Here is an 18,938-nt window from a genome sequence, read left to right as displayed (position 1 = left end):
CGTTAATGGCCGCTGCGGACAGAATGGAAAATCGCGCTTGAATGGAATGTAACGGGTCGCGCACAAAAATAAAATGTTAACGTTAACTTTCATGATTAACATCACATTCCCGCGATGAGCCGCTTTAGTTTTGCTGTAGTTAACGTTAACAATTCAGCTATCGACCTGTTCGGAGTCAAACTGATGAACGCTGAAACCAGAAGAACCTATATCTTACTAAGCAGTCTGTTTTTTCTTTTTTTCTTTACCTGGTCATCGACCTGTTCGCTGCTATCTATCTGGCTTAACCAATATGTCAATCTGAAAGCCACCGATACCGGCATCATCTTCTCCGTCATTTTGCTGGTGTCATTCTGCTCGCAACCGCTATACGGCTATATCCAGGATAAGCTGGGGCTGGGTAAACATCTGTTATGGTTTATTGCCGTTCTGCTGGTATTCAGCGGCCCTTTTTTTATGCTGTTTGCCGATCTCCTGCGGTTTAACATTTATCTCGGCGGTATCGCGGGCGGGTTGTATATCGGCGCCACCTTTAACGGCGGCATCGGGCTGCTGGAAGCCTACATTGAACGTTTCTGCCGCCTGAAAAGCATTGAATACGGCCGCGCCAGAATGTGGGGGTCGCTGGGCTGGGCCGTGGCGACGTTCTTTGCCGGCATCAATTTCAATATTAACCCTTGGTACAATTTCGCGCTGGCTTCCGTGTCCGGCGTTTTATTTCTGCTGTGCCTGAGTCTGATTCGCATCGCCAAAGAGAATGCGATGAGCCAGCTCCAGTTTGGCGATCCGGACAAGCTCACTTTGGCGGACGCGGTCGGGCTGTTGCGCCTATCCCGCTTCTGGGCGCTGGTTATCTTCGTTATCGGCACCTGTATTTACGGCGTATACGATCAGCAGTTCCCGGTCTATTTCGCCTCGCAGTTTCCCGATTTGCGTGCCGGCAACAGTATGTTCGGCTACCTGAACTCGCTGCAGGTATTTCTTGAGGCCGGCGGGATGTTTCTGGCGCCGTTTCTGGTTAACCGTATCGGCGCTAAAAACGGTTTGATACTGGCCAGCTCCATTATGGCGTTGCGCGTTATCGGTTCCGGTTTGGTCGACGGTGTCATCGCGATCTCGATAATGAAGTTGCTGCACGCGGTGGAATTACCTATCCTTTTGATTTCACTATTTAAATATAACAGCCTAAACTTCGACAAACGCTTATCCGCAACGATTTACCTGGTAGGTTTTACCTGCATCAGTTCCGTGGTCAGCAGCCTGTTATCGCCTATCGCGGGTTATAGCTATGAGCTATTCGGTTTCGCCCGAACCTATGTATTTATGGGCGGTATGGTTGCGCTTACCACCCTGATTTCCTGCTTCCTGCTGGAATCCGACAAAAAAACGCTTCGGCCTTCCCCGACTTTGACCCGCGCACAATAAAGTGAGTTGATATGATTGAGTTAATAGAAAAAGCCAATAGCTACATTGCCGCGACGCGGCCTTTAATGAACATGGAATGGTACCCGACCTGGCACTTGGCGCCGACGGTCGGCTGGATGAACGACCCGAACGGCCTGGTGTGGTATAACGGCATGTACCATGCGTTCTACCAGCACTATCCTTATGAGGCCGTCTGGGGACCGATGCACTGGGGCCATGCCCGCAGCCGCGATCTGATCCACTGGGAACATCTGCCGGTAGCGCTGGCGCCGGCGGGCAAAGATGATAAAGATGGCTGTTTCTCCGGTTCGGCGGTCGATAACGACGGAGAACTGTCGCTGATCTATACCGGCCACGTTCACGAAGGCGATCGCGCCAGCGATGAAGGTCTGCGCCAGGTTCAATGTCTGGCGACCAGCCGCGACGGAATACATTTTACCCCGCAGGGGAAAATTATCGACGCGCCGGAAGGCATCCAGCATTTCCGCGACCCGAAAGTCTGGAAACTGGGCGACTACTGGTATGTGGTGCTCGGGCTGAAGGTGGACAACCGGGGCGAAGTCCGTCTGTGGCGTTCGACCGATCTGCGCGCCTGGGAGCCGCAGGGCCTGCTGGCCCGCTCGGCGCCGGGCGAAAGTTATATGTGGGAGTGTCCCGACTTTTTTCCGTTGGGCGATAAGTGGGTTTTGTTGTTCTCCCCGCAGGGTATGAAGGCCGAAGGCTATCACAACCGTAATCTATTCCAGAGCGGTTATATGGTCGGCACCTGGCAACCCGGCAGCGAATTTGTGATTGAAACGCCGTTTACCGAAATCGATGCCGGCCATGATTTCTATGCGCCGCAAACGCTTTTGGCGCCGGATGGCCGGCGTATTATGCTGGCCTGGCTGGATATGTGGGAATCCATGATGCCGGAGAAAGCGCATCAATGGGCCGGCATGCTGTCGATGCCGCGCGAACTGACGCTAACGCCAGACAATATGCTGCGGGTGACGCCGGCGGCGGAAATCGACGCCTGCTGCCATCCAGAACGCCGGCAGCAGGATATCGAACTGAAAAACGACAGCCTGCCGCTGGATCAGGCGTGCGCCGCGCAGTTCGTAACGCTGGATATCAATCTCCAGGCCAGCAACGCCGAGAAGTATGGGCTAACGCTGGGCGGCGAACTCAACAATGAGCAGGGACTGTTTATTTATGTGGACGATCAGGCTCGGCGTCTGGTGCTGGAGCGCCGCTATCCGGCGTACGGCATCAGCGGCTATCGCAGCGTTCCCCTACCCGTTTCCGATAGCCTGCGACTGCGCGTATTCTTCGACCGCTCGTCGGTTGAAGTTTTCGTCAATAATGGCGAGCGCTGCCTAAGCAGCCGTATCTATCCGCAGGCGCAGGAGCGCCATCTGAAGCTGTTCGCCCAAAACGGCGGCGCCCGCTTCAATAGCGTCAGCAGCGGAAAAATCAGCTGATCGTTTCGCCGCCCGCCTGGGCGGCGTGCGTAAAGCCCGCCATAAAAAAAAGCCAGCGCTTAGGCTGGCTAAAATAATACTGGAAGCAATGTGAGCAATGTCGTGCTCTTCTTGAGCGCCTGGGAAGAGGCAACTACTGAAGCGCGGAATGATGATAATAGTTATCAGTATCACCTGTAAAGCGTTTTGTTGAGAATTTTTCTCATTTCCATACTGACTATAAGGTTCCTGATTCCGCCGCCCGGCGATTTTTATTGCACTTTTATCGTTTTCTTTAGCGTCCACGGCGCGTACTTCTGCACAAAATCCTCCCAGCGATCGGCCAATAGGCTTAAATGCTGCAACTCAGCATCCAGCGTCGGCAACTCACCGCGGCTATCCCTCAGCATCATTTCAAACCTATCGAGCATATCGACGACGCCGCATGCGCTGTCGGCGATGGATAACACCTGACGCATTTCAATCTGAGAGCGGTAGGTTCCCTGTTTTAACGCCGCGATATCGATCCGCACCGCTTGCGCGTATTGCTCATCGCCCTTATCGGACGCCAGTAAAAACTCCGCGTTGGCCGCGCCCAGCCGTACGCAATCCCGGCGCATCAAGAGTTCTGCGATATAGTCGTCAATGAGTTTTGCCGCCGCGGGCTGATACGGCGCGGTGATGAAAGTCGTTTGAATAAACGAGAGCATCTCTTTTTTCATCGCTATTTCAAAAGACTCCATTATGGCGGTCTTTTCGCCCGCCAGAGGAGTGGCGAAAGCGTCATGCAGGGCGCCGGCGAGCTCATTAGCCGGCGCGCGCGCGCCTTCCATCGCGATGATAAAAAAAGACGCGGCCAGATCGGCGGCGTCATCGTTAACATTTTCCGCCTGATGTGAAAAGTCAACGTCAAAAGTATGCTGAGACCCGATACCGTCCATCCAGAATTGCTCCATTCTTCACGCACCGTCCTATCTATAACGGCACCGGTTCGACAGGATTTAGTCCATTGCCCGCATTCATCGCCGCTAAGTCCGCCGAACATGATCTATCGCAAGAATTTGCGCCGATATTCCGCTCCTGATTAACTCACTCCCTGGGGTCATGGCCCGATGCCATCGCCGCAACGAATTTATCCACCTGCGCCGTACCGCGCAGGTGGATAACGGGAACATTCAGCCCTTGCGTCCGCCGCGCAGTCTCGATGGCCGGCCGCTCATCACGATCGAAGCGCCATACGTACCGGAGAAACGACATAAATTCCGCATCGAGCTTCTCTGTACAGCCATCAGGCAAATCAGGCCTTGGCGCATTACGTAGCGAGCGCAGCGCGACGCGCTTCATACAGACGAACCGGGGCGTATCCAACCAGATGATAAGATCGGCGTTCGGCAAACGTAAGTCGAAAGTTCGGCGATGATAGTTGCCCTCGCTGATCCAGCGGGAGCCGCTTACCGACTCGGCGACGCTTATTCTGAACTCGCTCGCCACGGGTTTAGTCCAGCCCGGACGCCAAAAAAGCCTATCGAGATGGACCACGGGCAAGGCAAGTTTTTCTCCGAGCCGACGCGCCAGTGAAGATTTTCCGCTTCCCGCATTGCCGAGAATAACGATACGTTTTGGCTGCATGGCGACGTCCTGAATAAATAAGCGGAGTAGCATTCTATACCGAGCCAATACGCGCTATCCAGGACGAATCGCCGTCGGCAAAAATGGTCGGAAAGTCGCCAGACGCGCATAACGCAGTGGGGACGAGTGGCAGAGTGCGGTACACTCTGTCTATTACGTATCGACTGAAAAACCCCATATGTTTGGAAAAACCTGTTTCGCACTGGCCTGCGCCTGGCTGGCGATACCCGCGTTGGCGTCTCCGCCGTCTGCCGCTTCGGCCCCCGCGCCGCTGCCCGATATTCATCAAAGCGGTTTCGTCTATTGCGTCAATGACGTGCTGAATACGTTTAACCCGCAGATGGCGCGCAGCGGCGTGACCATTGATACCCTGGCGGCCCAGCTGTACGATCGGCTGCTGGATGTCGACCCCTATACCTACCGGCTGATGCCGGAATTGGCCCAGCGCTGGGAAGTGTTGGACGACGGCGCAGCATACCGTTTTTATCTGCGGCGCGACGTTTATTTTCAAACCACCGCCTGGTTTAGCCCCACCCGTAAACTGAACGCGGATGATGTCCTGTTTAGCTTTCAGCGTATGCTGGATAAAAATCATCCCTACCATGACGTCAACGGCGGCGAGTACCCCTATTTTGACAGTCTGAAATTTGCCGACTCCGTCCAGAGCATACGCAAACTGGGGGAGTATGCGGTTGAAATTCGGCTGAACAAACCGGACGCCTCTTTCCTCTGGCATCTGGCGACGCACTACGCGCCGATCCTGTCGGCCGAATATGCGCGAGAACTGGCTGAAAACGGCAGAAAAGAGCAGTTGGATCGCGAGCCGGTCGGCAGCGGCCCCTATAGGCTGGATGAATATCGCCACGGGCAGTATATCCGCCTGACGCGCAACGACCTCTACTGGCGCGGCCTGCCCCGCATGCGGCAGGTGGTGGTCGATCTCGGCTCCGGCGGCACCGGCCGTCTGTCCAAATTGCTGACCGGCGAGTGCGACATTCTCGCCTATCCCGCCGTCAGTCAGCTCTCTATTTTGCGTAACGACCCGCGGCTGCGCCTGTCGCTACGCCCCGGTATGAATGTCGCTTATCTGGCGTTTAACGTGCGTAAACCCCCGCTGGACGACTATCGTATGCGCGAAGCCATCGCGCTGGCGATAAACAACGATCGGCTGATGCAGTCGATCTACTATGGTACGGCCGAGACCGCCGCCTCAATCCTGCCGCGCGCCTCCTGGGCCTACGACAACGACGCCAGGATCACCGAATACAATCCGCAAAAATCCCGCCGGCTTTTGCAGGAGATGGGCATCACCAATCTCAGCCTGCGCCTGTGGGTGCCCAGCGCGTCGCAATCCTACAACCCCAGCCCGTTGAAAACCGCGGAGCTAATCCAGGCCGATCTGGCGCAGGTTGGGATTCAGGTAACGATTGTGCCGGTTGAAGGCCGTTTCCAGGAAGCCCGGCTAATGGAGCTTAGCCACGATTTGACGCTGGCCGGCTGGACCACCGACAGCAACGATCCGGACAGCTTTTTCCGCCCGTTATTAAGCTGCGCCGCCATCCCCTCGCAAACCAACTATGCTCACTGGTGTAATGCGGATTTTGACGAGGTGCTGCAAAACGCGCTCTCTTCGCAGCAGTTGTCGAAACGTATTGAATATTATCAGCAGGCGCAGCGTATCCTGGCCGAACGACTCCCGGTTTTACCTTTGGCCTCCTCTTTGCGGCTGCTGGCCTATCGCTATGATATGAAAGGAATTGTGTTGAGCCCGTTCGGCAACGCCTCGTTTGCCGGCGTTTTCCGCGAAGACGCCGACGTCCACGACAAGGAAAGCGCGCCGCAACAGCCTTCTTCACAAAACGGCGTTGAAGGAGAAAACCCGTGATTATCTTTACCTTGCGTCGCCTGCTGCTGCTGCTGGTCACGCTTTTTCTGCTCACGCTGCTGGGCTTCAGCCTCAGCTATTATACGCCGCACGCCCCGCTTAACGGCGCGGCGCTGTTTGACGCCTACCGCTTTTATCTCTCCAGCCTGCTGCAGGGCGACTTCGGCCGCTCCAGCATCAACGGCCAGGCCATCCTGGTACAGCTGAAAGAGGTGTTTCCGGCGACGATCGAGCTGTGCCTGCTAGCCTTCGCGCTCTCGCTGATGGTAGGGATCCCGCTGGGCATCGCCGCCGGGGTCATGAAAAACAAAGGGACGGATATCGTTATCAGCACACTGGCGCTGATCGGCTTCTCTCTGCCGGTATTCTGGCTGGCGCTGCTGCTTACTCTGTTTTTCTCCCTGCATCTTGGCTGGCTGCCGGTATCCGGGCGTTTCGATTTGCTCTACCAGGTAAAAAGCGTTACCGGCTTTGCGCTAGTCGATGCCTGGCTGTCTGATTCGCCCTATCGTAATGAGATGATCGTCAGCGCCATCCGCCATTTGATTCTACCCATTACCGTGCTCGCCGTAGGACCGACGACGGAGGTGATTAGGCTGATGCGTCTGAGCACCACCGACGTCATGGGAAAAAACTACATCAAGGCGGCGGCGACGCGCGGTTTATCGATGACCGCCATCATTCGCCGCCATGTGCTGCACAATGCGCTGCCGCCGATTATGCCCAAACTGGGGCTACAGTTTTCGACCATGCTGACGCTCACCATGATCACCGAAATGGTTTTTAACTGGCCGGGGCTGGGACGCTGGCTGGTCAATGCCATCCGCCAGCAGGATTACGCCGCCATTTCCGCGGGCGTCATCGTCGTCGGCGCGATGGTCATTACGGTCAACGTGCTCTCCGATATCTGGGGGGCGATGACCAATCCGCTAAAACATAAGGAGTCGTATGCCCTTCGATAACGTTTATAGCGAAAAGCGCATTCCCAGCCGTTTGGGAGATATCTGGCGGGTATTCCATCAGGACGCGCTGGCGATGATCGGCTTTTACGGCTTTCTTATTCTGCTGGGCCTGTGCCTATTCGGAAAACAGCTGGCGCCCTACGACGTCAGCCAGCAATTTCTGGGATACCAGATGCTGCCGCCCTCCTGGTCGCACTATGGCGAGGTCTCCTTCTTTCTGGGGACGGACGATCTGGGCCGCGATCTGTTGAGCCGAATGTTGAGCGGCGCCGCGCCCACCGTAGGGTCGGCGCTGATCGTAACGCATGCCGCGGCGCTGTGCGGCGTGATTCTTGGCGTGCTGGCCGGCGTCACCCACGGGCTGCGCTCCGCTACGCTCAACCATATTCTCGATACGCTGCTGTCGATTCCGTCGCTGCTGCTGGCGATCGTCATCATCGCCTTTATCGGCCCCAAGCTGGAGCACGCCATGCTGGCCGTGTGGCTGGCGCTGGTGCCGCGCATGGTCCGCACCATCTACAGCACGGTACACGACGAGATGGATAAGGAGTACGTCATCGCCACCCGGCTTGACGGCGCATCAACTTTTTACATTATCTGGCATGTCGTATTGCCGAACATCGCGGGCATTCTGGTATCCGAGTTCACCCGCGCGCTGTCGATCGCAATTTTGGATATCGCGGCGCTGGGGTTCCTCGATCTCGGCGCTCAGCTGCCGACCACCGAATGGGGCGCGATGCTGGGTAACGCGTTGGAGCTAGTCTATGCCGCCCCGTGGACGGTGATGTTGCCCGGCGCGGCGATTGCCGTGAGCGTGCTGATTGTTAACCTGCTCGGGGACGGTATTCGCCGCGCCCTGGTCGCAGAAACAGAATAATGGCGGAGACAACCTATGCCATTGCTTGATATTCGTAATCTGACCATCGAGTTCCTTACGTCCGAGGGGCCGGTAAAAGCCGTCGATCGGGTAAGTATGACGCTCAATGAAGGGGAAATCCGCGGTCTGGTGGGCGAGTCGGGGTCCGGAAAAAGCCTGATTGCCAAGGCCGTCTGCGGCATCACCAAAGATAACTGGCGGGTTACCGCCGATCGTTTCCGCTTTGACGATATCGATCTGCTGCAGTTGTCGCCGCGCCAGCGGCGCAAACTGGTGGGCCACAACGTCTCCATGATTTTTCAGGAGCCGCAGTCCTGTCTGGATCCGGCGGAAAATATCGGCCGCCAGTTGATTCAGGCCATTCCCGGCTGGACCTATAAAGGCCGCTGGTGGCAGCGCGTCAACTGGCGCAAGCGCCGGGCTATCGAACTGCTTCACCGCGTCGGCATCAAAGATCATAAAAACGTTATGGGCAGCTACCCTTACGAATTGACCGACGGCGAGTGCCAGAAAGTGATGATCGCCATCGCGCTGGCCAACCAGCCGCGTTTGCTGATCGCCGATGAACCGACCAATGCGATGGAGTCCACCACGCAGGCGCAGATCTTTCGCCTGCTGTCGCGACTCAACCAGAACAATAACACCACCATTCTGCTGATCAGCCACGACCTGCAAACCATGAGCAAATGGGCGGACCGCATCAACGTGCTTTATTGCGGGCAGACGGTGGAGAGCGCCACCAGCGAAGATTTGATCGGCGCGCCGCACCACCCCTATACGCAGGCTTTGATTCGGGCGATGCCGGATTTCGGCCGATCGCTGCCGCACAAAAGCCGGCTGAATACGCTGCCGGGGGCGATCCCCTCGCTGGAGCATTTGCCGGTCGGCTGCCGGCTGGGGCCGCGCTGCCCCTATTCGCAAAAGCAGTGTATGCAGGCCCCCCTGCTGCTATCGGTCAAGAACCACTGGTACGCTTGCCACTTCCCGCTCAACATGGAGGAGTCCTGATGGTCGAGACATTACTTGAAGCGCGCAACCTGAGCAAAACCTTCCGTTACCGCACCGGGCTGTTTCGCCGCCAGCATGTTGAAGCCGTCAAATCCGTCAGCTTTACCTTACGCGAACGCCAGACGCTGGCGATCGTCGGCGAAAACGGCTCCGGAAAATCCACGCTGGCGAAAATGCTGGCGGGCACCATCGCCCCTACCGAGGGGGAACTGCTGATCGACGATCATCCGCTGCATTACGGCGACTATGGCTACCGCAGCCGGCGCATCCGCATGATTTTCCAGGACGCCGGCAATGCGCTCAACCCTCGTCAGCGCATCGGCCAACTGCTGGATGTTCCGCTGCGCCTGAACACCGACCTCAGCGCGCAGGAGCGTGAAAAAGCCATCAACCTGACGCTGCAACAGGTCGGACTGCGGCCGGACCACGCCTATTATTATCCCCAGGCCCTGGCGCCGGGCCAGAAGCAGCGCGTCGGGCTGGCGCGGGCGCTGATTCTGCAACCGAAGGTGATCATCGCCGATGAGGTGCTGGCTTCGCTGGATATGTCTATGCGCTCACAGATTATCAATCTGATGCTGGAGCTCCAGGAGAAACACGGTATTTCCTATATTTACGTCACTCAGCATCTGGGTATGATGAAGCACGTCAGCGACCAGATCCTGGTGATGCAGGCGGGTGAAGTGGTCGAGCGCGGCAGTACCGCCGACGTGCTGGCCTCCCCGCTCCATGAGCTGACCCGGCGTCTGATCGCCAGCCATTTCGGCGAGGCGCTGAGCGCCGACGCCTGGCGGCGCGATGGCGCTCAGTTTTAACCCGTTTTCCCATCCGGCAACGGCGGGAAGGCTAAAAAACGGCGATGCTGCTTCGAAGTACCCTTATCGGCTCCATACATGCTAGAATCGCCCGGTTTATTCACCTCGATCGCCATTAACTGATTAATTTTACTATCGGCGGTCGCAGCAACAATGTTCACAAGGATTACTGCTATGGGTTTTCTTACCGGTAAACGCATTCTGATCACTGGCGTCGCCAGTAACCGCTCCATTGCATTCGGTATCGCGCAGGCTATGCATCGCGAAGGGGCTGAGCTGGCGTTTACGTATCAAAATGATAAGTTGAAATCTCGCGTTGAAGGCTTTGCCGGCGAACTCGGCTCCAGCATTGTTCTGCCGTGTGATGTCGCTGAAGATGCCAGCATCGAGGCGCTGTTCGTCGAACTGGCTAAAGTCTGGCCGAACTTCGATGGCTTTGTGCACTCCATCGCCTATGCGCCGGGCGATCAGCTTGACGGCGACTATGTGGATGCGGTAACCCGCGAAGGCTTCGGCATCGCCCACGATATCAGCTCCTACAGCTTTGTGGCGATGGCGAAAGCCTGCCGTAACATGCTGAATCCGAATTCCGCGCTGGTTACCCTCTCCTACCTGGGCGCGGAACGCGCTATCCCCAACTACAACGTGATGGGGCTGGCGAAAGCCTCGCTGGAAGCGAACGTGCGTTATATGGCGAACGCCATGGGCGCGCAGGGCGTACGGGTAAACGCCATCTCCGCCGGCCCTATCCGCACGCTGGCCGCGTCAGGCATCAAGAACTTCAAGAAAATGCTGTCTCACTGTGAGGCGGTTACGCCGATCCGTCGCGTCGTCACCATTGAGGATGTCGGCAACACCGCGGCATTCCTGTGCTCCGACCTGGCCGCAGGCATTTCCGGTGAAGTTTTGCACGTCGACGGCGGCTTTAACATCGCCGCGATGAACGAACTGGAACTGGATTAATCCGGCCGCTCCCCCGCAATTTTTGCGGGGATTTCTGCCCCTTTGCGCCGGTCAAAATATGCCATCCCCCAGCGACATATTTATCCCCCCGATACCGCACTATGACCCGACGTCCACCAGCGACGGACAAGCCGGATTCGTTATCTATCGCTGTGATTCATTTTTCGGTACTGTGATGGACTGCAATGTTCGTAAAGCCGAAACTGGCGGCGCAACATCGCTTCCGACGCGTGCCCCGAAAGTTCTGCAACCTTTTCAATCGGATAGTGAGCACTACGCAGCAGCTCTTTGGCGTGTTCCAGCCGGCGCAGCGCCAGCCAGCGCATTAACGGCACACCGGTAACATGATGGAAATGACGCTGTAATGGACGCGGCTCAGGCCGCGTCCTGGTTATCGCGCAGCCATTGCCGCGCCGCGTCGAAAAAATTTTGCGCCGGCGGCGTGGCTTTTCCTTCCTGAGCCACCACGATGGCCGCACAGCGCCGCATCGGCGGTAGCGTAACGGCCCTCAGGCGAAGGGACGGCGTCATTTCCGCCATCACACTGCCGCGCGGCACGAGCGCGCAGCCCAGTCCGATGAATACGCTCTGCATCTGCTGCAAAATCGAACTGCTCTCTATTTTTACCCAGGGCGTTATGTCCGCTTCGCGAAAATGCGCGTCCAGATAACGCCGGAAGTAGCGGCTGGATTCGGCCAGACACAGCGGCAGCGCGGCCAGTTCGCTGAGCGCCAGCGGCGTATCCCCGGTCAACTGCGGAAAATGGCGCGGGTGAAACAGCACCTCGACCCCCTGCTCTGTCAGGCGCGCCGTCTGGAAATGCCACTCCTGCAACATCGCGAATTCAAAAAAACCGATGCCGACATCGACGGTGTGGGCGTGCAGGGCCTCCAAGAGCCGATCGGCGCTGAACAGCGATATCTGAAAATCCAGTTCCGGGTAGATATCGCCGACGGCCGCCAGCAGGCGCGGCAGCGCAATACTGCTCTGCGGCACCGCGCCGATACGCAGTACGCCCCTGACGCCCCGCTTCAGCGCCGCGACCTCCAGCTTCAGCCCCTGGTAGACGGAAACGATCTCCCTTGCCCAGGCCAGCACCCGCTCGCCTTCCGCGGTGAAGCCCTCGAAATTATTTCCCCGATTAATCAGCGCCAAATCCAACTCCCGCTCCAGGTTTTTCAACCGCATCGAGAGCGTCGGCTGACTCACGAAACTGGCTTCCGCCGCGCGGCCGAAATGACGTTCCTTCTCCAGGTTGCAGAGATAAATAAGCTGTTTTATGTCCATCGCAGGAGGCTCTCATGATATTAATCTTAACTATACCCTTTATACTTCAAGCTGCAGGCGCCTTGGCGTTTTTGTCCTGCAACTCGAATTATTTTGGATATATATTACCGCACGGTTTGCCGATAGGGGCGAAGAACCCGACGAATGCTTGTCTAGATAACTGCCCATCTATACTATCCTGACTAATAAGCCACTCGGGAGAAAGAACGATGATTGATAAACACTCCTTGATCCCTTTTTATCTGCAAATCGAGCAGATACTGAGCCGTCAGATACGAGAAAACACGCTGAAGCCCGGCGATCCTCTGCCGACCGAGGCGGAGATGTGTCAGCAATATCAGGTTTCGCGCATGACGGCGCGTAAAGCCGTAGATTATCTGGTCAGGCAGGGGCTGGTCGAACGCTTTCGCGGCCGCGGAACTTTCGTCGCCCGGCCGGATACCCGGGTTAAGATCCGGCTACCGCTGGATCAGCACCTTACGTCCAGCGAGGTCGCCAACAGCACTCAGCGCAAAATCGTCAACCGGCTGCTGCATTTTTCCCAGCAGCCGGCGACGCACGAGGTCGCCGGCGCGCTGCGCATCGCCGAAAACACGCCGGTTCACTATATGGTGCGTCTGCGTTTGATTGACGGCACGCCGTTCGTCTATGAACAGTCCTGGATGAATCAGACGCTGTTCCCCGATCTGGGCGAACAGGCGCTCAGCCGCTCCAAATACGCCTATCTTAAATCGAAAGGATACGATGCCGTAGGCAGTCATAAGGAGATATTCGCCGAATTGCCCTCCGCCGAAGTGCGGGAGGCGCTGGGGCTGGCGCGCGATGAACCGGTTTTGCGCGCCAGCGTGGTGGCGTTCTTCGCCGACGATTTCCCTTTCGAACTGTCGAACGTCTATTACAATCAGCGGCGCTATACCTTTACCCTTGATGCGCCCCTGCGTCCCTTATTAGCGCTGTAGCCGTCTACTTCAGCTCCGGCCAATACCCTTTATTGGCGACGATTAACGCATCCAGCACCTTACGGGCTTTTTTGGCGTCGACCACCAGTCGGTTGATGGTCAGCGCCTGCAGCGCCTTGTGGTAAGAGCCTTCGAACCAGGCTTCGACGGTCAGGCGCTCGTAGGCGAACTGTTGCTCGATCATTCCCTTGTAAAAAGTGGGAATATTGCCGACGCCGTAGGGCCGGGGTCCGTTGCTGCCCAGCGTCGCCGCCACTTCCACCATCGCCGTATCGTCCAGGTTATTAACCAGACCGTTGTTTTCCACGATCACAATAAAGATACGGTGCTGGTTGTGGGCGATCGATTCCGCCACCTCGACGATCATGTCGCCGTGCGCGTCGTTGTGCACCACGCTGGCGCTCTTCGTCGTTCCGGCCTTTACCGCCTCGCGGCAGGTTTCGAACACCCGTTTTTCCCTGCCCGCCATCACCTCGTTGGCGCGGGTAAAATTCGGATCCAGCTTGCCGAGTTTATAGTCGGGGTAGAGATAATATTGCAGATAGGTATTCGGCAGATAGTCAGGAAAATCATGCAGCATATCGGCGACGACCGCATAGGTCTCCAGCCACGAGCGATCCCGCTGTTCCGCATCCGCCGGCTTGAACCCCTGCTGGCTGACGATCGCCTTCAGTTGCGGCAGCAGATCCGTCCCTTCCCGATCGTAGAGATGGGTAAACCAGCCGAAGTGGTTCAGGCCGAAATAGACCGGCTCGAACTCGTTGACGTCCCTCCCCAGCAGACGGGCGTAGGAACGCAGCAGGTTGACCGGCTGGTCGCAAATATTCAGAATGCGCCGGTCGTCGGGGAATTTCACGCGCAGCGCGTCGGCGACAATGGCCGCGGGGTTGGTATAGTTCAGGATCCACGCATCCGGCGAACGGGCCCGCACATTCTGCACCAGTTCAATCATGTCGCCGATCGAACGCATCCCGTAGGCAAAACCGCCCGGCCCGCAGGTCTCCTGCCCGATAACCCCCAGGGACAGAGGGATTTTCTCATCCTTCTCCCGCATCTCATATCCGCCGGTGCGCATCTGGCAAAAGACGAAATCCATATCATCAAAGGCTTGATCAATATCGGTGGTATAAGAGAACTCCAGCGTCGGATACTCTTCGCTGAACAGCAGCCGGGCGAAATCGCCGATCGTCGCCTGCCGTTCGGCATTGACGTCGAACATCACCAACCGCCTGAGCGGAAAGGTATCCTGCCGTTTGCACAACGCTTTCAGCAGACCCGGCGTCCAGGTTGACCCGCCGCCAACAATCACAATACTGTACATCTTAGTCATAGCATTTCCCGTTTTATCCGCTTCAGATTAAGTAAGTTACGCTGTCACGCCAAGCGCGGTTTTAACATCGCTGGCGATCTTTTCCACCTTCGGGCCGTAAATGACCTGAATATTGTGCTCGTTCACCCGTTTAATGCCGTTCGCTCCCGTCGTCATTAATGTCTTATCAATCACCAGATCCATGTCTTTGACCTGCACGCGCAGACGGGTAAAGCAGCAGTCCACCTCGGCGATATTGTTCTCGCCGCCCAATCCCATAATGATGTTCCGCGTGCGTTCATCGGCGCTGGCCGACCCCGCGTCCGCGGGCGCTTCCTCCGCTTCCCGTCCCGGCGTTTCGACATTCATCCGCTTGATAACGATTTTGAAGGCGAAATAATAGGCGGCGAAATAGAACAGCCCCAGCAGCACCGCCACCCACCACTTGGTTTTCAACCCGCCCAATACGCCAAACACCAGCAGGTCGATGGCGCCGCCCTGAATATTGCCGATCATCAGCTGCGCCATGGACATCAACATGAAAGAGAGCCCGCTCAGCGCCGCATGCAGCAGATACAATACCGGCGAGACAAAGATGAAGCAGAACTCCAGCGGTTCGGTAATACCGGTGGTAAACGCGGCCAACGCCCCGGCCAACATCAGCGCCCTCACCCGTTTTTTATGCTCGGGGCGGGCGCATTGATACATCGCCAACGCCGCCCCGGGCAGACCGAACATCATGATGGGGATTTTGCCCTGCGCCAGAAATTGGGTGGCGTTGCGGATTATCTCGTCGCTGACGGCTCCCGGATGGGTCAGCGAGGCGTTAAAGATATTCAGCGCGCCGACCACCGTTTCGCCATCGATGGTGGCCACTCCGCCAATCGGCGTAAAACGCACGGTTTCATTGAGGATGTGGTGCAGTCCGGTGGGGATCAGAACGCGTTCGGAAAAGCCGTAGAGAAACGCGCCATACTGGCCGCTGTGGCCAATCAGCTCCCCGACCCAGGCGATGCCGCTGCCGATGGTCGGCCAAATCAGCGCCAGCCCGATGCCCACTAGCGGCAGGCATACCACCGTGACGATCGGCACAAAACGCCGTCCGCCAAAAAAGCTGATGGCGGTCGGCAGCTCGATGGTATAGAAGCGGTTGTGCAGCATCACCGTAATCACCCCGGCGATCACCCCGCCCAGCACGCTCATGTTATAGGTGAAGATCCCCAGCGTCTGGGTAAATTCGGCGGCGTACATCAGCGCGGCGGTATGATCCATGCCGGCCGCCGTCAGCGCATCCACCGAGGTGGTGGCCGGCGTCAGATTCTGCGCCGTCAGCGTCGCCTTCACCCCGACGTGCATGGAGATAAAACCGATCGCCGCGGCGAAAGCGGCGGTCGGTTTTTCCGCGTTAGCCAGGCCAATCGCGCTGGCGACCGCGAAAAACAGCGGCAGGTTGGCAAACAGCGCGCCGGCAACCTGACGAATAAACCCGATGATCAGCTGCGGGATCTGCATGCTGGTGAATGCGTCGCCGGTGACGGCCGGATTTTGCATCGCCGCCGCCAGCCCCAGGAAAATCCCGGCCGCGGCGATGACGGAGATCGGCATCATGAGCGCCTTGCCAAAGGCGTGAACCTTATTGCCCAGATCTTTCATTTTTTGTCCTTCCTATTTTTCCGTGCTGGTTAAGTAATAGCCGGAAAATAGCAAAATTTGTATATACAACTAGACAAAAAAATCAAGATTTCGCGCTCGATCACATTTTATCGACGATAAGCGCCATCTATCCCGCCATCGCCCTATTTGATTAGACGATATGGCGCGCACCGCCTAGACTCGCCAGGCAAGCAATTATTTAAAAAAATATTCACATATTAAAAACATTTACACCTGCGGATCTCGCCATGAAATTCAAACCATCCATCAAGCCATACCGCAGCGCAGCCGGCGGTTGGGGTTCCCTGGAAGCCACCACCCGTTTTGTGTTGGACAGTAAGCAAGCGCTGAAAAATATCCGAAACTTGTTGCGGATCAATAAATCCAAAGGATTCGACTGCCCCGGATGCGCCTGGGGCGACGATAACCACAGCACCTTCAGCTTTTGTGAGAACGGCGCCAAAGCGGTTAGCTGGGAAGCCACGCGCAGAGCGGTGGATCTGGAATTCTTCGCCGCGCACAGCGTCACGACCCTGCGTCAGCAGAGTGACTACTTTCTGGAGTATCAGGGACGTCTTACCCACCCGATGCGCTACAACCGCGCAACCGACCGATATGTGCCCATAAGCTGGGAAGACGCCTTTGCGCTGATCGCGCGGCATATTAAAGCCATGGACCACCCCAACCGGCTGGAACTCTACACTTCCGGGCGCGCAAGCAATGAAGCCTCCTATCTGTATCAGCTTTTCGGCCGGATGCTGGGTACCAACAACTTCCCCGACTGTTCAAATATGTGCCATGAGGCCAGCGGCACCGGGCTGAAACAGAGTATTGGCGTGGGGAAAGGAACTATCCGCCTGGATGATTTCGAGCACGCCGACGCCATTTTCGTTTTCGGCCAGAATCCCGGCACCAACCACCCCAGAATGCTGCACAGCCTGCGCCACGCCGCCGATCGCGGCGCGCACATCGTCGCCTTCAATACGCTGCGCGAACGCGGGCTGGAGCGCTTCGCCAACCCGCAAAACCCGTTGGAGCTGTTGACTCCGCTGGCGGGCGCGATTAGCGAAACCTATCTGCAACCCAACCTGGGCTGCGATATGGCCGCCGTGCGCGGCATGGTGAAAGCGCTGCTGGAAACGCACCGCCAGCGCCTGAACGCCGGTGAAAAGGGGCTGTTTGACGAAGATTTCCTCTCTTCCTATACCCGTCGGGCGGAAGCCTACCTGGCGGTCGTCGACGACACCAGCTGGCGGAAAATCGAATGCCAGTCCGGCCTGAGCGAGGCGCAATTACGCGCCGTGGCGGCGATTTATCAGCAATCGCCGCGGGTGATTTGCACCTGGGCGATGGGCGTAACCCAGCATAAGCACTCGGTGGCGACGGTACGTGAAATCGTTAACCTGCAGCTGTTGTTCGGCCAGCTAGGCAAACCCGGCGCCGGCCTGTGTCCGGTACGCGGCCACAGCAACGTGCAGGGCAACCGGACGATGGGAATCGACGAAAAACCCGCCACCGCTTTTCTGGCGCGCCTGGCCGCGCACTTTAACTTCACGCCCCCGCGCGAATTCGGCCATAACACCGTTGAAGCGCTGGAAGCCATGCTGCGCGATGAGGTAAAAGTACTCATCGCCTTAGGGGGCAACCTTGCCGCCGCCGCGCCGGATTCGCCGCGCGCCGAAGAAGCGCTGAGCCGCTGCGATCTGACGGTGCACATCAGCACCAAGCTGAACCGCAGCCATCTGGTTACCGGAAAGGTGGATGCATTGATCCTGCCCGCGCTGGGACGCACCGATCGCGATGTGCAGGCCGCCGGACCGCAGTTTATTACCGTGGAGGACTCCTTCAGTATGGTGCATGCCTCCGAGGGCGTCGGCCAGCCCTTGTCCCCGTTGCAGCGTTCGGAAACCGCGATTGTGGCGGGCATCGCCGACGCCGTGCTGGGCAAGGAAAAACTGGACTGGCTGGCGCTGGCCGATGACTACTCGCGCATTCGCGATCATATTGCCGCGACGATCCCCGGCTTTGAAAACTTCAACGAAGACTGCAGCCTGCCGGGCGGTTTCTACCTCGGAAACGCGGCGGCCGAGCTGCGCTTCGCGACCGCCAGCGGCAAGGCCGAGTTCAGTCATGCGCCGCTGCCTGATTCGTTATTTCCGCAATTGGGCGGGCAGAGGGTTCCCTTCACCCTGCAAACGCTGCGATCGCACGATCAGTACAACACCACGATTTACGGTCTCGACGATCGCTACCGCGGCGTTTACGGCCAGCGCGAAGTGCTGTTTATCCACCCTGACGACATGGCGGCGCAGGGGCTGAAGGACGGCGATCGGGTGGACATCGAAACCCTATGGCATGACGGCATCGTACGTAAGGTCAGCGGCTTCCGGCTGGTGGGCTATCCCATTCCGCGCGGCAATCTGGCGGCCTACTACCCGGAAACCAATCCGCTGGTTCCCCTTTCCAGCTACGGCGACGAAACCTTTACTCCGACGTCGAAATCCGTGCCGGTGAAAATCTGCCGCAGCGAACTGGACGAACCGTTATTGCGCAGCGCCTGAAGCAGCGGCGCGCTCGCCAAAATTTCAGCCGTGCTGCCCGACGATCTGCGCGATACGCTCGATGACGCGGCGCTGCTGGTCGGCCCCGCGTCGTCCCCCTACGCCGTCGTCCTCATTCCGTTATCCTTATATCAATGCTTGCCGCCGGCATCCGATTCGCGTA

16 protein-coding genes are annotated in these 18,938 nt (G+C 57.5%); 10 read left to right on the top strand and 6 right to left on the bottom strand.

Annotated features, from left to right (window positions below; genetic code table 11):
* The first annotated feature begins 183 nt into the window (after positions 1-183).
* Together VSX58_RS02060 and VSX58_RS02055 are read left to right on the top strand one after the other, a co-directional pair.
* Positions 184-1,425 (top strand): MFS transporter, encoded by a 1,242-nt coding sequence (locus VSX58_RS02060; RefSeq protein WP_327616586.1) that lies wholly within the window; start codon positions 184-186, stop codon positions 1,423-1,425.
* Between the two features lie 11 nt (positions 1,426-1,436).
* A complete protein-coding gene (locus VSX58_RS02055; RefSeq protein ID WP_327616585.1) occupies positions 1,437-2,888 on the top strand; it encodes a glycoside hydrolase family 32 protein in 1,452 nt (483 codons plus the stop codon).
* A 251-nt stretch (positions 2,889-3,139) separates the two neighbouring features.
* On the opposite strand, the gene VSX58_RS02050 is transcribed toward VSX58_RS02055, so the two are convergent.
* Both VSX58_RS02050 and VSX58_RS02045 read right to left on the bottom strand, forming a co-directional pair.
* Entirely contained in the window at positions 3,140-3,823 is a 684-nt protein-coding gene (locus tag VSX58_RS02050; RefSeq protein WP_327616584.1) for a hypothetical protein, read from the bottom strand.
* Positions 3,824-3,956: 133 nt separating this feature from the next.
* The gene (locus VSX58_RS02045; RefSeq protein ID WP_327616583.1) at positions 3,957-4,496 is read right to left on the bottom strand and encodes a P-loop NTPase family protein; all 540 of its coding nucleotides are present in this window, start codon (positions 4,494-4,496) and stop codon (positions 3,957-3,959) included.
* 178 nt (positions 4,497-4,674) lie between these two features.
* Between VSX58_RS02045 and sapA the strand changes: the two genes are divergently transcribed.
* From sapA to fabI, 6 genes are all read left to right on the top strand, one after another.
* Entirely contained in the window at positions 4,675-6,381 is a 1,707-nt protein-coding gene (gene sapA / locus VSX58_RS02040) for an ABC transporter substrate-binding protein SapA (protein WP_327616582.1), read from the top strand.
* The gene (gene sapB / locus VSX58_RS02035) at positions 6,378-7,343 is read left to right on the top strand and encodes a putrescine export ABC transporter permease SapB (RefSeq protein WP_327616581.1); all 966 of its coding nucleotides are present in this window, start codon (positions 6,378-6,380) and stop codon (positions 7,341-7,343) included. The genes sapA and sapB overlap by 4 nt, the downstream gene beginning before the upstream one ends.
* On the top strand, positions 7,330-8,220 hold the full coding sequence (gene sapC / locus VSX58_RS02030) for a putrescine export ABC transporter permease SapC (RefSeq protein WP_327615228.1): 891 nt from the start codon (positions 7,330-7,332) through the stop codon (positions 8,218-8,220). Before sapB ends, sapC begins: the two co-directional genes overlap by 14 nt.
* Before the next feature lie 15 nt (positions 8,221-8,235).
* Complete coding sequence (gene sapD, locus VSX58_RS02025) at positions 8,236-9,228, top strand: putrescine export ABC transporter ATP-binding protein SapD (RefSeq protein ID WP_327615227.1); 993 nt, start codon at positions 8,236-8,238, stop codon at positions 9,226-9,228.
* Entirely contained in the window at positions 9,228-10,043 is an 816-nt protein-coding gene (sapF, locus tag VSX58_RS02020) for a putrescine export ABC transporter ATP-binding protein SapF (protein WP_327615226.1), read from the top strand. Before sapD ends, sapF begins: the two co-directional genes overlap by 1 nt.
* A gap of 174 nt (positions 10,044-10,217) precedes the next feature.
* Complete coding sequence (fabI, locus tag VSX58_RS02015) at positions 10,218-11,006, top strand: enoyl-ACP reductase FabI (RefSeq protein ID WP_327616580.1); 789 nt, start codon at positions 10,218-10,220, stop codon at positions 11,004-11,006.
* 140 nt (positions 11,007-11,146) lie between these two features.
* Here fabI and VSX58_RS02010 read toward each other — a convergent pair whose 3' ends face one another.
* Both VSX58_RS02010 and VSX58_RS02005 read right to left on the bottom strand, forming a co-directional pair.
* Entirely contained in the window at positions 11,147-11,485 is a 339-nt protein-coding gene (locus VSX58_RS02010; RefSeq protein ID WP_327616579.1) for a helix-turn-helix domain-containing protein, read from the bottom strand.
* On the bottom strand, positions 11,382-12,293 hold the full coding sequence (locus VSX58_RS02005; protein WP_327616578.1) for a LysR family transcriptional regulator: 912 nt from the start codon (positions 12,291-12,293) through the stop codon (positions 11,382-11,384). Before VSX58_RS02005 ends, VSX58_RS02010 begins: the two co-directional genes overlap by 104 nt.
* Before the next feature lie 209 nt (positions 12,294-12,502).
* On the opposite strand from VSX58_RS02005, the gene VSX58_RS02000 reads away from it, so the two are divergent.
* Positions 12,503-13,252, top strand: a complete 750-nt coding sequence (locus VSX58_RS02000; RefSeq protein WP_327615222.1) for a GntR family transcriptional regulator — start codon at positions 12,503-12,505, stop codon at positions 13,250-13,252.
* 4 nt (positions 13,253-13,256) lie between these two features.
* Here the strand turns inward: VSX58_RS02000 and VSX58_RS01995 are convergent, their stop codons facing one another.
* Both VSX58_RS01995 and VSX58_RS01990 read right to left on the bottom strand, forming a co-directional pair.
* The gene (locus VSX58_RS01995) at positions 13,257-14,582 is read right to left on the bottom strand and encodes a 6-phospho-alpha-glucosidase (RefSeq protein WP_327616577.1); all 1,326 of its coding nucleotides are present in this window, start codon (positions 14,580-14,582) and stop codon (positions 13,257-13,259) included.
* Between the two features lie 36 nt (positions 14,583-14,618).
* The gene (locus VSX58_RS01990; RefSeq protein WP_327616576.1) at positions 14,619-16,214 is read right to left on the bottom strand and encodes a PTS transporter subunit EIIC; all 1,596 of its coding nucleotides are present in this window, start codon (positions 16,212-16,214) and stop codon (positions 14,619-14,621) included.
* Positions 16,215-16,462: 248 nt separating this feature from the next.
* On the opposite strand from VSX58_RS01990, the gene VSX58_RS01985 reads away from it, so the two are divergent.
* Complete coding sequence (locus VSX58_RS01985; protein ID WP_327616575.1) at positions 16,463-18,775, top strand: FdhF/YdeP family oxidoreductase; 2,313 nt, start codon at positions 16,463-16,465, stop codon at positions 18,773-18,775.
* Positions 18,776-18,938 lie beyond the last annotated feature (163 nt).

The organism is Brenneria populi, assembly GCF_036016195.1.
Classification (GTDB): domain Bacteria; phylum Pseudomonadota; class Gammaproteobacteria; order Enterobacterales; family Enterobacteriaceae; genus Brenneria; species Brenneria populi.
The sequence above is the reverse complement of the archived record's forward strand: the minus strand, read 5'-3'. Positions and strand labels throughout refer to the sequence as shown.